The sequence below is a fragment of the Alkaliphilus metalliredigens QYMF genome (genome assembly GCF_000016985.1).
Taxonomy (GTDB): Bacteria; Bacillota; Clostridia; order Peptostreptococcales; family Natronincolaceae; genus Alkaliphilus_A; species Alkaliphilus_A metalliredigens.
Map to the genome: position 1 here is coordinate 1,659,409 of NC_009633.1, position 14,470 is coordinate 1,673,878.

A 14,470-nucleotide genomic window follows, 5' to 3' on the forward strand; every position below is an offset into this window, starting at 1 on the left:
AATGAAAAAATGGAGAAGAAGAGTGTTACTATTTTGTTAGTAGATGATCATGCTATTGTTCGCTATGGCATCAGATCATTAATAGAGAGAAATGATGGACTGAAGGTCTGTGGAGAAGCAGGGACTTTACAGGAGGCTTATCACAAGGTATCTGATCTTAAACCTGATATTGTACTATTAGATATCAAACTTCCTGATGGCGATGGCGCAGCAGGCTGTAGAGAAATCAAAAAAAGAGTTCCCGATGTAAAGGTGATTATTTTAACAGCTTATGCAGAGGACTCTATCATATTGGAAGCTGTAAAAGCTGGTGCTGAAGGGTACTTATTGAAGGATATTGATAGTAAAAATATTATTACTGCCATTAGAAATGTTGTTGGAGGTAAAACTTCATTAGCTAACGAAGCAATCAGTAAAGTATTGAATGAAGTAAAACAGAATTGCTCAGGAGAGGATGACTTGACATCCCAGGATAAAAGTATTCTTGAACTCATCAGTCAAGGGAAATCAAATAAAGATATAGCTAAAGAGATTTATGTTTCTGAAAAAACAGTAAGAAATAACGCCAGTAGAATTTTTAAGAAAATCAATGCCGGGAATCGTACAGAAGCGGCGATTTATTGGTCAAAACGAAAAATACTAAAGTAATTTAGCCATATTCCTTAATGAATAAAAGGTGGGACCTGTAGAACTTCTAGGTCGCATTTTTTGTTATATTCACGACAATGAAAACGATTCTTTACTAAAAGATATTCATTATCACTTAGGGACAAATGTCCTTAAATGTTGAAATACAAGCATTTGCATTGAAATTGTATATTTTTTATCATATAATGATTGTGTAGAATATAATAAATGATAATTGCGAAATAAAAATTATCAAACAATAATTACTTAAATTAAGGGGGACGAAATTCATGAAAAAGTTTTTAGCTTTATCAGCAGCACTATTATTATCGGTAACACTTGTTGGGTGCTCAGAGGAAGCGCCAGTAGAGGTATCTCAACCAATTGAAGAAAGTGTTGCTTCACTTGAAGGTCGATATGTTGGGTACTCATGGAATGGAGAAGCAAATGGAACTTCTCTTGAAGATACCAACCAATATATTGAAACAATTCTTGAGTTAGACCAAGACGGAATCATCCAAGATGCAAAATTGAGTTTCTTTGTACAAAGAGATGGATACTGGACAATGCGTCAAAGTGGAAATGCCTATGTTGATGTAGATTTCTCCGTAGATCCGACACCTGCTGAAGGTGGAGCAGACTATGTAGCAGGAAATTCTATGTTTACTGTACATACAGCAGACATGATGGCATTTTATGCTTTTGCTGTGGATAACTCAGGTGATACAGCGGTTGTGATGGTAGATCCAATTACGAGATATCAGTTTGAGATGAAGATTCCTCAAGACTTTGATTTTGATACACCTGTTGGAGAAATGACAATCGGAAGTGGATTGACAGTGCCAACAGTTAGAACCAGCGGTAATCGTGCAGCTGAGTGGGATGAACTAGCTGATAACAACATTTTTAATGTAAGTGGATGGTCTCATGTGGTGAACGATGTTGGTGTGTTAGCAGACATTGATGAATCATCTACAGTACAAGTGTTTCTTGAAGCACTAGGAGTAGAATTTGACGGTGGACAGCCTCAGTCTAGAGCGGTTGAATACGGATACTTTGGTAAAGGTGGATGGGAAGGTAACCATAACGCCATCGCACAATCATTAATTGGTCAAAATGCAACGGAAATGACTTCCTTAGTTGATTGGTCAAATGAGCGTTATGCGGCTAATATCAATGAGCAAAATCAATTCGGCCTTGATACTGAATCAGGAGCAACAAGAACAGTACAAGATTCTATTAATACGATTTCAGGTGCAACAGTTAGGATTACAAGAGAAGCAACATCTTATCAACGTGCATTAGTGAACGCTGGGATATTAAGCGAAGAAGACGTGATTATTGGTCGATTCTAAAAAGCGTTTAAGATAAACACATGGTAATGTTTTGATAACGAAGATGAGAACCCCTATGAAGTCATAGGGGTTCTTTTTAAACTTATTATAAAAACACGAATAAGTTGAATACATAGATGGGGGTGAGTACATAGTACTTATAACAAATGACTTTCTACTGATCAATGATTAATTGGCTTTCTTCATTAAAGAAGGTTTTATATCCTAATTGAACAAATAGTATGACGGATAATGCAACACTCCCAAGAATACCAAGCATAATTGCGATTTGATAGTGGATAGCGGTAACAGGAGAGGTGCCAGATAAAATTTGCCCTGTCATCATTCCTGGTAAAAATACGATACCCATTCCTACCATGGAATTTATTGTTGGAAGAATTGCAGAATCAAATGCATTGTCTACGATTTCTTTTGCGGCCATTTTAGGTGTTGCTCCAAGCATTAATGAAGATTCAACAAGATGTCTTTGAGAATGCATACCATCTACAAGTCGTGCAACACCAAGGGAGATACCTGTCATAGAATTACCAATCAGCATTCCTGCAATGGGTATAAAATATCTAGGATCATACCAAGGGGAGACATTAATAACCACAAATATGAAATATATCAGACTTGATAAAGTACCAAATAGCATGGAGATCGCAATAATCTTCTTAAGTGATTTCGAAAGTTTTGTTTTTGTCCTTTTGAATATATTATAAATAGCAAATATCTCCATAAGAACGATGACGATAATTGTGTATAACGGATTGATATTGTCAAACAGATAAACGAGTATATAACCCGTTAATATGAGTTGTATTGTCATCCTGACTGTTGAGATGAGAATTTCTTTTTCTCTTGAAATGCCCCTAGCCCTTACAATAAATAATAAAATAATAATAAAAACATAGGATGCAGCAATTTGCCATAATTGAAGTGTGATAACGTCATCCATCCTTTACATCCCCTCCTTGAATAACATACCTTTTTTAATCTCAATGACTTCATCAGCAAAATGATTTGCAATTTTCTTAGAATGGGTGACCATAATAAGTGTCTTGTTGTTATCTTTTGTATAATTCACTAGGGCCTCAATAATCGTATGTTCTGTCTCTTCATCTAGTGCAGATGATGGCTCATCTAACAAAAGAACCTCTGGATCCATGAGAATGACCCTGGCAAGGGCTACTCTTTGTTTTTCCCCACCGGATAGTCTTTCAGCATATTCATCTAATTTTTTATTTAATTTCACCACTTTTAATACTTCAGATAGTTTATCATCCGAGACCAGTTGTTTTTCAGAAAACTTCAGTCCGATTAGTAGATTATCTTTTATACTTCCACTAAAAATAGCAGGAGATTGGGGAAGCATAACAACATTTCTTCTTAGCTCCACAGAATTGATAGCCGATAGAGATTGTTCCTGATAAAGGATTTCACCACTATCACAACTAATTAGCTTATTTAATAGTCTTAATAATGTGGTTTTTCCACTCCCACTTTCCCCAACAATACAAGTCACCTGATGATTTTTGATAGTAAGGGCTTTAATATTAAGAATGTCTTTGTATTTTACTTCCTTGAATAAAAACATAGAAATCCCTCCTGGTTACTCTTTTATTTCTTTAAACAATTCATAGGCCTTTCCTCGGGCTTCTTGTAATACTTCGTCCCCTAGTTCGGTTATACTATAATACTTTCTGATTTTACCGGATATTGTTCTTTCTTCTTTTCTCAGAAGTCCCTTAGACTCCATACTGTGAAGTAAGGGGTATAGGGTTCCGGGACTCATATCATATCCGTGCTCTTTAAGTTCTTCCATCATCCAGACACCATAGAATGGCTCCTTCTTTGCATGATGAAGTATATGGATTTGTATAAAACCCAGGAATAATTTTCTTAAAATCTGGTTTTGCATTTGTACTCACCTCAATATATAATTTAGTTATACAAGATTGATATTGAAATGCGATATTGCAGTACGATATCGGAATGTGGTATAATTATATCATGGAATGATGGTATTCTCAACCATGTTCTATTGAAAATTTATGGTATTAAAAATATAGAGAGTAAAGTGGAAAGGGGGATTTTTTATGAATAAAGAAATAAACTTGGAAAGTGAAAGAAAGCTAACAAGGGGAACATTCTTGAAGGATGTATTCATTTGTTCTTTAGGAGCTTATGGAGGACCTGAAGCTCATTACGGTGTTTTTACAGAGCAAATGGTAGTCAAGAAAAAGTATTTAAATGAAGAAGAACTGGTTGAACTGATTGCTTTGTGTAGTATTCTACCGGGTCCAAGCAGTACACAAACCATTGTAGCCATTGGTCATAAAACAGGAGGACCGCTATTAGCATTTCTAACCATGTTAGTATGGGCTTTGCCAGTACTTACGGTGATGACCTTGCTTTCCTTCGTATATCAATTTTTAGATAGTATTAATGTAGCTCAGGATGGACTTCGTTATATTGGCCCAATGGCCGTTGGTTTTATTATTGTGGCTGCCTATCGGATTGGACGTAAAGTCGTAACAGACAATATGACCCTATTGTTATTGCTATTAGGAGGGGTTACCACTTACTTTATTCGAGCACCTTGGATTTTTCCATTGGTTTTAATCCTAGGTGGAATTGTCAGTATTATGACCTCAAAAGAGAAGGATTTATGGAATCGTGTAAAATTAAACCCTCCTTGGCCATACTTAATAGCTTTTGGAGTTATTACGGTTGGAGCTATCCTTCTCGCCTTTGTATTAGACAATCGAATCATTCATTTATTTGAAAGTTTTTATCGCTATGGATACTTGGTTTTTGGTGGGGGACAGGTGGTGGTACCTGTCATGCATAGTGAATTAGTGGAAGTGAATCGATTTATGACAAATCAAGAGTTTTTGACTGGCTATGGACTTGTACAAGGACTACCGGGACCCATGTTTAGTTTTAGTGCTTATGCGGGCGGATTGGCAGCCCGTGGGGGCAGTGCATTTACACAAGTCTTAGGCTCTATTGTAGGTGGAATCGGAATCTTTTTGCCAGGACTCCTTTTAATTTATTTTATCTATCCAATATGGGAGAATTTAAAGAAAATTAAGGGCATAAAGGTTTCTCTAAAGGGTATTAATGCAGTTGCTGGTGGGTTAATTGCTGTAGCTGCGGTAATTCTGATGCAAAATAGTGGATTTATGATTGATAATATTGTTGTGACACTTTTGACAGTGGGACTGTTATTGACGAAGAAAATCCCAGCACCATTGATCGTACTAGTGGTTCTAATTGCAGGATTTACGATGTAAAGAATTCAAATAGAAAAAATTAAAAAATACGTTGCTTTTATATAGAAATCACTTCGTTTATCTATTGACTTTTATCTGATAAACACCTCTTTATCTCTTGAATTTTTTTATCATTTCAGCATGATCAGCTCCCTTGGCACTCACATATATTCCAGTAAAACATAAGATAGATATATAAGTGATTGAGCGGATTAGAATCTAATGTTTTGATGATTGATAAAGGGGTGAAGGAATGGGCAGACTAGCATCTGCAACTTTGATTGTTTCTAACTTTGCAGAAGATTCGATTTCTCTGATTGATGTAGCACAACAAAAAGAAGTACAAAGAATCTATTTGCAAGAGGGCAAAGGATTATTTCCTCCACGTCCATTGGGACCCCACCACATCGCATTGGATTGGAATCAAAAATATTTATATGTGCCTAATTCCCATCAAAACTCAGTAACGATCTTGGATTTGTTATTAGGTAAAATGATTGATACCGTCTATGTAGGGGGCTGTCCCACCCAGATTGTTTTGTGCAAAAAATATGGGTGTTTATATGTTGCAAATAGCGACTCAAATAGCATATTTGTTTTGAATGTAAACACATTAGAGTCCATGATTCAGATTCCCACTGGTGAAATGCCCCATGGAATGGTTTTAACCAAGGATCAAGAACGGGTTTTGGTGGCTAACAAAGGAACAAAGTCCATTACTGAAATTCAGACAAGAACAAATGAACAAAGTGAAGTATACGAAGTAGAATGTCACCCTTGGCATTTGCGATTAAGCTATGATGGAAGGTTTATTTTTGTTGTGGATCACAGCTTTGACTTTGAAAAACAAGGAAAAATTTGTGTTTACCAGCTGTCGGATATGAAGCTAATGCAAGTGATTCACATTGGGAAAATGCCAGTAGAGGTAATCTGTGATAAGAAAAACAATTATTTATATGTGGCAGATTCTGATTTAGATTGTATTCATGTGTTTAATTTAAAAAAGAATCAATATTGTCAAAAGATTAATGTCAGTCATATGCCCCATGGACTGGAAATCGATCAAGATGAAATGTATTTGTTTGCAACCAGCATTTCAGATAATGTGGTGGATATCATTGATATTAGACTCAGAAAATGTATTGGCTCCATTCCTACTGGAATAGAGCCAACAAGTGTACTGTTTACTCAATTAATAAATTGATAATTTGACCATACAACTCCTGTGCATCGGAGCGCCACTTTTCACACATGTCCTTGGCTTGTTTGACATTACCAACACTTAACTTTAAATTGAAGATTGGTGTTCCTTGTTCAATAACTGATAATTTAACTAAATACTCATTATCTGTTAGTTTTTCATATTCACCTTTTATTTCTGTATTACGCACGAATTCTTCTTTTTTGATATTAAGCAAATGATCAATTTTCAAACGTTTTTCCTCTGGAATGCGACTAATAAAATACGTTAGGGTTTTTTTACCTTGATCGGTTATCATAAAAAGCTGTCCAGTGTCCTTTTCTTGTTCCATAATGAAGGATGATTCTTTTAGCTCACCTATGAACTGCTGAAGCATAAAATAATTCATAATATCATTTTCCATTATAAACTGTGTGAGTTGTATATTGGCTAATGGAAATTGTACTCGATCAAATATGTATAACAGCACAAGCTTGTTTTCGGCTAATTGTTCTGATGTATTAAAAAACATGTATCCACCTTCCTTATAAATAGATATAATATCATATTAATGTATTTAAGGAAAATTTGAAAGAGAAAGTAACAAAAAAGGAGATGCGAATTTAATTCGCATCTCCTTTTTTTACTTAAATTAATTAAATTATTTACCAGCCATACTTCTTTCAGCTTGCTCGATTAATCTTTTTACCATATATCCACCAACATATCCATTTTGTCTAGCAGTTAAATTTCCTTTATCAATTGAGTCATAGTTTGAAAGACCTAATTCATTAGCAATTTCAGTCTTCATTTGATTAAGAGCTTGTCGAGCTTCTGGTACAACAACACGATTTCCTCTAGAAGCCATATAATTCTCCTCCTCGGTTAAATTAATATTACAACATCATATGATGTTGTAATATTAATTTAACCAAATAGAAAGTAAGATATCCTAGAAAATTTTTATTGAATTGAATATTTATGGGAAATATCTATTGATGAATAAGCTCGAAAAATTTGTTATAATGAAGGTAAGGGGGAATAGTCATGTTATGTTTAGTTAGAAGTGTACAATAAGTACATATACTTCTGACTTTTTTTATTACTTAAATTTGATAAAAATATGATGAAAAAATAGTGTATTTATAGTTTAATAAGAAGTAGATAAAGCATTAGCTATTGAATAAAAGATAACTAGAGTAGATGGACTTAAGTTGCTACAAAAAATATGAAATAGGAGAAGAGTGGTACGATTGCAATTATTCATTAACTATAAAAGAGATATGGAAAACAATATAGAAAAATTAGACAGAGTTGTACTTTTAGACAGTGAGATGAGAATAGTAGATCCAGTATATAATTACTTAAAATATCAAAAATCAAAAGGGAGATCAGATAATACATTATTAGCCCAAGCAAGAGATTTAAAATTGTATTGGGAGTTTCTAGAAACAAATAGATATACATTTGATCAAATAACACCTTACATAATAGGTCATTTTATTGAGTTTTTAAGAAATGATGAGCACGGGAAAAATATTATTCACATAAAAGTGAGTAGCGTTAGAGCAGGTAAGACTATTAATCGAATACTGACTACAATACATAATTTATATATATATATTGTTAATACAATGGAAATTAGAAACCCAATTTTGATGGAAGAAATTAAAAGGCCTCCAAATATGTTTAAAGATTTACTTCATCATACTAGAAGTAATAATAAAACTCATAGGTCGATATTTAAAGTTAAAGAAGTAAATAGAGCTGTGAGACTAATAACAAATGATGAAGCAGATACCTTTGTTGAAAATTTGGTTAGATGGAGGGATAGGCTCATTTTTAAAATAATGTACATATCAGGGGCTAGGATACAAGAAGTGTTAGATCTAAAGATAGAACAAATACCAACTCCTGATCCTACTTCTATGGTTGCGGTATTAGAAAATATTAAAAGCAAGGGCAAGAATAGAGATTTATATATGCCAATGTATTTACTTGAGGAAATAGATAATTTTATCATGGAAGAGAGAAATCAGGTTGATACAGTGAATAGCTTTATTTTTGTATCATATCAGACTCAATATTTAGGCAAGAAACTTACTTATAGAGGAATATATGAAGTGTTTAATAGAGTTAAGAAAAAAACAGGGATATACTTTAACTTCCATGATTTAAGACATACATGTGTGACTAATTTTGTTGAATCTGGATTAGATATATCTGTAGTTCAAAAAATTGCTGGACACAAACATGTTACCACAACAGAAAACTATACACATTTATCCAAGAAGCATATAAATAAAGTAATATCAAAGTATTGGAATGATAGTTCAATGTGTTGAAGGGAGAAAAAATTGATAAAAAACTTACCGAACAACGATAATTGGAAATTGATGGATAAGGATAATGATTCTCAATACTATGAAAAGTCTTTCAATTTTGATTTTTCTTCTATTCATAGTAATGATATAAAGAAAATCGTAAAGCTTTATGTTTGGAGAAATTATATTGAAGAAAACAAAACTTTATCTAAGCTATACTACGATGTTAAGAGATTTAAGTATTTCAATACATTTGTCATTTCTAGAAGAATATTTAATTTGAAAGATCTGACAAATAATGATATTGATATGTTTATGGTATATTTAAATACTTTGGTGTCAGAGAAGACGAATAAGCCATTAGCTTATTCTTTTAGAAAGTTGTGCTTAGACGTGGTTAAAGCCATTATTCGTTGGGGACAGATATATATGCCTCAGGACTTTCCTAGGGAAGAAATTTTTACAGGAAGAGAGTATACAGGAGTTAATAAAAAAATTAAAACAGACTTTATTCCAGATCAAGTTATAAAAAGAATAAATAAAGCACTTCTTTTAGAAGATAATCTTTATATACGGTGTAGCATAGTTATTTTAAAAGCTACAGGAATGAGAAGTGGTGATCTACTAAATCTAAAGGTTGGATGCATGAAGCCTCATCTTATATCAGGACATACAATGACTTGGTTTAACCACAAAAGCCGAAGGTGGATGCAGGATATTCCTATAAATAGTGAGTGTGCAGTAGCAATAAATGAACTTATTATACATACAGTTGAACTAAGAAGAGATGCTCCTGAAAATATCAACGAATATATATTCATACATAAGATTTCAGCAGGTAAGGCAAAAGGAGAGGTAAGGCAAATTAATAGCCAAGCACTCTCTGCATGGCTAAATGGAGAATTCAAGAATAATAAAATGATACGAAAAGGATTTATTCAACGACATAATATAACAGATGAAAGTGGATCGTTTTACAATATTAATTCACGTCTTTTTAGAAGGACTTTGGCAACAGATATGTTTTCAAAAGGGGTTGATCTAGTAGTTATAAAAGAAATGTTAGGTCATTCTAATCCTCAGGTTACCAAGAGACATTATGCAGACGTTAAGGATAAAGAGAGGTCGAAAGTATGGCAAGAAATTGGCATCATAGGCAATATTAATGATATAGATAAAAGTATCATACCAAATGAAGAAGAATTACTATGGTTTGAAGAAAATAAAGGTGAAAGTGCTAGAATGTGCGATGGATATTGCACCAAACCAATTGTTAATGGAGAGATATGTGATAGATTAAAAAAAAGAAAAAAATGTTACACTTGCGTAAGATATATTACTACTCCTGAGTATTTAGAAGCACATAGAATGCATTTAAGAGATTTAGAAAATCAACTAGAGGACAATATTTATGGTGATCATTTTGCAGAACATATAGCACCTACAATAGAAATTTTGAAAGAGATTATCAATAGATTGGAGCGACTATAGTGTGTCTATGAATAAATTAGAAGAACAAGAAACTGGTCAATTGTATGCTAAGAGTATAAACTATAATGAAATAATTATTGGTAATTCAAGATTTTGCGATGATATATGGGATTTAACACCTCTTATGGAAAGTACAAATATTCACCCTTGTAGAAAAAAGATAAAATTTTTAAATATTGAAAGTGAGGATATGAAATTTACAGCTAAACAATATACTTACTATAAACTAGGACAAATATCTCCCAGAACAGTGCTAGAAAAAATTCGTACATGCTTATCAACCTTTATTAAATTTGCTAAGTTAAAAAAATTTAATAGTTTTGCTCAGGTAGATAAGGTAGTATTTTATGAGTATGTCGATTGGCTACAAAACTCCTATCGAATTCAAACTGGAAAAAATAATGGCATGCAATTATCTAGATCAACAGGCTATAAAAAATCACAGTGTATAGAAGAAATAATTAAAGTTGGTCAAATAAAAGGTTGGAACGTATGTCATTTTAATTTTACTCAAATGAATTCATGGGAACAATGGAAACCTGACGAAGGAAAAAGAGATAGAAAATACAAACCTATCCCTGAAAATGTATTTAATAGAATATTAGATTGTGCAATAAATAAAGAAAAGAATATTATAACTAAAGCAGCAATCATTATCCAGAGTCAAACTGGTTTAAGAATTTCTGAAGTATTGTCTATCAAAGAAAATTGTATTCAATCAACTGATAATAATTCTTACTATTTAGAAGTTCAAATCAGTAAGACGGTGAAAGGTGAGCCTGAAAATCATAAAGTTTTCGTAAATGAATTAGTGGTAAATGCTGTAAGAGAACTTGAGGAATCTACAAAAGAATTAAGACGAAATAGTGGATTGAGAGAACTATTTATATTTAAAAGATATGGAATAGTTGTTGTAAATCCAGAAAAATTCACAAATGATCATCTATCAAGATTCATTAAAAGGTGGAATATTATAGATGATGAAGGTAAATTATACGGACTTAGATCACATCAGTTTAGGGCGACTCTTGTTAGAGAACTTATAAAAAAACAAATTCCATTAGCGTATATAATGAAACATTTTAATCATGTAAGTATTGAAATGACAGCTCACTATCTAACATTAAGTCAAAAAGAAATTAAAGAAATGTATGCAGACATGATTCTTCGGCCACAGAGTAAATTAGGTGGAATTAAAGCAAATGAGTTAAAAACCTCTTTACAAAAAGAATTCAAGGGTAAGACAGTCAAAGAAGTAAATGAAATTATTGAAAAATTATCTAACTCTATGAATTTTAATCCGCTGCCTACTGGTGTGTGCTTGTATGATTTTAGAAGAGGTAATTGTACTGATGGGGATGGGTGTTTTATATACAATTGCCCGAACTATATAACTGAAGTGAGATTTTATCCTGTTTTGAAGATGGAACTAGAACTTATAGAGAAGGAGATGGATAAACTTAAAAGCTTAGGACGTGAAAGGGATTGGCAGAGAGTTTATATTAAATGGGAGTGTTTAAAGCCTCTTGTTGATGAGTTGGAGGAACAATATCATGAAAGGAAGTAAACATATCAGAAATACAAAAAGCATTGTAAAAATGAAAAAAGCAGAAAATGAGCAAACTATTAAAGATGTTAATTTGGTTATTGATAATATGAAATGTCAGAGAAGATCCATAAACTTTGCTACTGTTGCAGAGCAAGCAAATGTTTCTAGGGGGACTTTGTATAATAACGATATATTAAAAGAACGTATAATTAGTTTAAGGACTATGGAGAGAGCTACTAAAAAAGGCTGTTCGATAGAAGATATAATAATTAAACCAAGCAACAGGGTATTAGAGCAAGATAAAAAAATAAAAGCACTGTGTGAGGAAATCAGAGAGCTTAAGCAGAAACAGGAAAAATTAATTTTTCAACTAGTAGAGATGAAAGAAATAAAGGCTGAGAATAAATGGCTAGGAGAAAGAATTAAGGAATTGGAGTATATTGAAAAAAGTGTTTCATCTCTTAAATAATAATATTTCTAAAAGTTGATTAACATGTAAGTATGATAAGATATACTTTCTTTCAAAAGAGAAAACTTTTCATAAGAAAAAAAGTAATATTTTATCTTACTCAAACGTAGCATACATAGGCTTGAAAGTAGTGGTAACGTTATATTAATGGTGACTATTCGTACCTTCAAATAAATCATTAATACTTACACCAAGTGCTTTAGCGATACCCAATATCTCATAATCTAATAAACTTCTAGTCTGACTTTCTATTCTAGAAATCATAGGTCTGTCTACTTCTATCCCCTGGATATTTAATCTCGCAGCTAGCTGTTCTTGAGTGATGAACTTTAATTCTCTTAACCGTTTTATGTTTTTGCCAATAATATTCCTATTCCCCATTAAGATCATCCTAATAAATAAAATTTTATGTATTAATTTTAATGGAAAGAAAATACTATTATGTGTGATAATCACACATGGCGGTATTTTCTTTCCATTAATTATTAATTTAAAAGGTTGGTGAAGGACTTGAGGATATGTAAACCAGAAGTAAAAGAAATATCATTATTCAGAGAAGTAGCGAAAAACATTGTGAATCCTTTAGAAGTTATAAGAGAAGGGATTAGTAATTCGCACGATGCAGATGCAAAGCATATATCTATTGTAATTTATAGAAACAAGAGTGGTAAGTTTGTACTAGAAATGCAGGATGACGGAAAAGGAATGAACTTTAACAATATACAAAGTTTCTTTAACTTAGGAGATTCTAATAAAGATAATGTTGGTATTGGAGAAAAGGGGTTAGGGACTAAAATATATTTTAAGAGTGAAAAAATTATACTTTATACACAAGTCAGAGAAGGTGAAGCTTATAAAGCAACTATGGATAAGCCATGGGAAGCGCTTATGAGCAATATGATGCCAGAATACATAGTTGAAAAAATAAAACCTAGCCCTGGGAAAATTGGTACTACTATATGTATAGAGGGCTATATTATAGATAATCCTGAAAAGTATTTTAACTTTGATACTGTACTCGATTATATTCTTTGGTTTACAGCAGCAGGGAGTTTTAAAACATTTTTTGCAAACTATCCAGAGTTGCATAAATATGTATATAATCTACAAGTAGCACCAAGAGTATTTATAGATGATAAGATTAATTGCATAAACGAGGAAATCGCAGGAACACATCAATTCCATCCTCCTCAGGAAAAGCCTAAAGAAGATCCTTACGAGGTAATATATAAAAAGTCAGTAAACTATTGCCGACACTTTGGACCTTACCATAGGGCTACTAATATTAATGGAGAATATGTTTCTTTTCAACTATATGGTACAGTTTCGGGAACTAATTGCAGAAAAAAAATTAGCAAACTGAGGCAAGGAAAATCGTTAAAATCAAGATTTGGTATCTATTTGGCAAAGGACTTTATACCAATTACAAAAGCAACAGGATTAATTTTGGAACCAAATCAACATCATTTTCACTTACTATTAAACTCTCAGTCCTTTGAATTAACAGCAGATAGAAATAATATTACAAACTTTGATGATCCAAAAGTTAAGTGGGTACTAGAAGAGGCTAAAAAGATCATTAATGAAGACATTGTATCATTAGCTGAAGAAGGATATTTTATGTTAAGGAAGCAAGAAGAGATAGAACATTCTTTACAAGATAAGAGAAGGAGCTTATATACACGATTAGCGAAGTTTGACAAAATTGCTGAATTAGGCATGGATGAAATACCTATATTAAAAAGTCCTGATAATGAAGCGCAGGTAGCATTGATTTTTTCTGCATTGATGGCTAATAAAATAAGTCGAAAAAAAATAAAGCATATAAACAAGATTGGTCATTATTCTTACCAATCAGCAACAGATATGGTGTGTGTAAATCAGAATAATGAAAAAATCTTAGTGGAAGTAGAATATAAACTTAGCAACTTATTTAAACATGATCATCCTTATGAAACATTTGATTGTGTAGTATGTTGGAGGGTTGATCTAGATGTAAATGAGAAGAAAAAGATGAAAGATGGTAATATCATGAATCTTGTTTATGAGGATGGAGAGTGGCTTTTAAAATATGGAACGAAGAAAATGATCCCTGTAATAGAGTTAAGCTCAATTGTTGATAGTTTGAAAAACTGGAAATAGACATATAATTGTGGAGATATTAGGACAACTTGTGAAGTGAGATAAGAGGTACACCGCTGACAGTATAAAATAG

15 protein-coding genes are annotated in these 14,470 nt (G+C 32.6%); 9 read left to right on the plus strand and 6 right to left on the minus strand.

Translation table 11 applies throughout. From position 1 onward, the window contains the following. Window positions 1-9: 9 nt before the first annotated feature. Both AMET_RS07810 and AMET_RS07815 read left to right on the plus strand, forming a co-directional pair. Window positions 10-648: a response regulator transcription factor gene (locus AMET_RS07810; protein WP_012062801.1), complete on the plus strand. Its 639-nt coding sequence runs from the start codon at window positions 10-12 to the stop codon at window positions 646-648. 269 nt (window positions 649-917) lie between these two features. Continuing rightward, window positions 918-1,982 carry a hypothetical protein gene (locus tag AMET_RS07815; RefSeq protein WP_012062802.1) on the plus strand — a complete coding sequence of 355 codons (1,065 nt, stop codon included), beginning with the start codon at window positions 918-920 and terminating at the stop codon, window positions 1,980-1,982. 154 nt (window positions 1,983-2,136) lie between these two features. On the opposite strand, the gene AMET_RS07820 is transcribed toward AMET_RS07815, so the two are convergent. From AMET_RS07820 to AMET_RS07830, 3 genes are read right to left on the minus strand one after another with little or no spacing between them, the layout of a single operon-like run. Further along, entirely contained in the window at window positions 2,137-2,922 is a 786-nt protein-coding gene (locus AMET_RS07820) for an ABC transporter permease (protein WP_012062803.1), read from the minus strand. 3 nt (window positions 2,923-2,925) lie between these two features. Then, window positions 2,926-3,561: an ABC transporter ATP-binding protein gene (locus AMET_RS07825; RefSeq protein WP_012062804.1), complete on the minus strand. Its 636-nt coding sequence runs from the start codon at window positions 3,559-3,561 to the stop codon at window positions 2,926-2,928. 15 nt (window positions 3,562-3,576) lie between these two features. Beyond that, window positions 3,577-3,885 (minus strand): PadR family transcriptional regulator, encoded by a 309-nt coding sequence (locus tag AMET_RS07830; protein ID WP_012062805.1) that lies wholly within the window; start codon window positions 3,883-3,885, stop codon window positions 3,577-3,579. A 178-nt stretch (window positions 3,886-4,063) separates the two neighbouring features. Here AMET_RS07830 and chrA point away from each other — a divergent pair, with 178 nt between their 5' ends. Continuing rightward, window positions 4,064-5,263 (plus strand): chromate efflux transporter, encoded by a 1,200-nt coding sequence (gene chrA / locus AMET_RS07835; protein WP_012062806.1) that lies wholly within the window; start codon window positions 4,064-4,066, stop codon window positions 5,261-5,263. Window positions 5,264-5,495: 232 nt separating this feature from the next. Continuing rightward, window positions 5,496-6,446, plus strand: a complete 951-nt coding sequence (locus AMET_RS07840) for a beta-propeller fold lactonase family protein (protein ID WP_012062807.1) — start codon at window positions 5,496-5,498, stop codon at window positions 6,444-6,446. Here the strand turns inward: AMET_RS07840 and AMET_RS07845 are convergent. Together AMET_RS07845 and AMET_RS07850 are read right to left on the minus strand one after the other, a co-directional pair. Beyond that, complete coding sequence (locus tag AMET_RS07845; protein ID WP_012062808.1) at window positions 6,427-6,954, minus strand: DUF4364 family protein; 528 nt, start codon at window positions 6,952-6,954, stop codon at window positions 6,427-6,429. The genes AMET_RS07840 and AMET_RS07845 overlap by 20 nt on opposite strands. 129 nt (window positions 6,955-7,083) lie before the next feature. Further along, window positions 7,084-7,290 (minus strand): alpha/beta-type small acid-soluble spore protein, encoded by a 207-nt coding sequence (locus AMET_RS07850; RefSeq protein ID WP_012062809.1) that lies wholly within the window; start codon window positions 7,288-7,290, stop codon window positions 7,084-7,086. A 415-nt stretch (window positions 7,291-7,705) separates the two neighbouring features. On the opposite strand from AMET_RS07850, the gene AMET_RS07855 reads away from it, so the two are divergent. The 4 genes from AMET_RS07855 to AMET_RS07870 are packed head-to-tail and all read left to right on the plus strand — an operon-like array spanning window position 7,706 to window position 12,255. Next, window positions 7,706-8,767 carry a tyrosine-type recombinase/integrase gene (locus AMET_RS07855; protein ID WP_157047198.1) on the plus strand — a complete coding sequence of 354 codons (1,062 nt, stop codon included), beginning with the start codon at window positions 7,706-7,708 and terminating at the stop codon, window positions 8,765-8,767. A 12-nt stretch (window positions 8,768-8,779) separates the two neighbouring features. Further along, on the plus strand, window positions 8,780-10,237 hold the full coding sequence (locus AMET_RS07860; RefSeq protein ID WP_012062811.1) for a tyrosine-type recombinase/integrase: 1,458 nt from the start codon (window positions 8,780-8,782) through the stop codon (window positions 10,235-10,237). 7 nt (window positions 10,238-10,244) lie between these two features. Beyond that, window positions 10,245-11,804, plus strand: coding sequence for a tyrosine-type recombinase/integrase (locus AMET_RS07865; protein ID WP_157047200.1), 1,560 nt, complete (start codon window positions 10,245-10,247; stop codon window positions 11,802-11,804). After that, window positions 11,791-12,255 carry a DUF6262 family protein gene (locus tag AMET_RS07870; RefSeq protein ID WP_012062813.1) on the plus strand — a complete coding sequence of 155 codons (465 nt, stop codon included), beginning with the start codon at window positions 11,791-11,793 and terminating at the stop codon, window positions 12,253-12,255. The genes AMET_RS07865 and AMET_RS07870 overlap by 14 nt, the downstream gene beginning before the upstream one ends. A gap of 144 nt (window positions 12,256-12,399) precedes the next feature. Here the strand turns inward: AMET_RS07870 and AMET_RS07875 are convergent, their stop codons facing one another. Then, a complete protein-coding gene (locus AMET_RS07875; RefSeq protein WP_049765237.1) occupies window positions 12,400-12,636 on the minus strand; it encodes a helix-turn-helix domain-containing protein in 237 nt (78 codons plus the stop codon). Between the two features lie 120 nt (window positions 12,637-12,756). Between AMET_RS07875 and AMET_RS07880 the strand changes: the two genes are divergently transcribed. Beyond that, window positions 12,757-14,397, plus strand: coding sequence for an ATP-binding protein (locus tag AMET_RS07880; RefSeq protein ID WP_242661468.1), 1,641 nt, complete (start codon window positions 12,757-12,759; stop codon window positions 14,395-14,397). The last annotated feature ends 73 nt before the right edge of the window (window positions 14,398-14,470 follow it).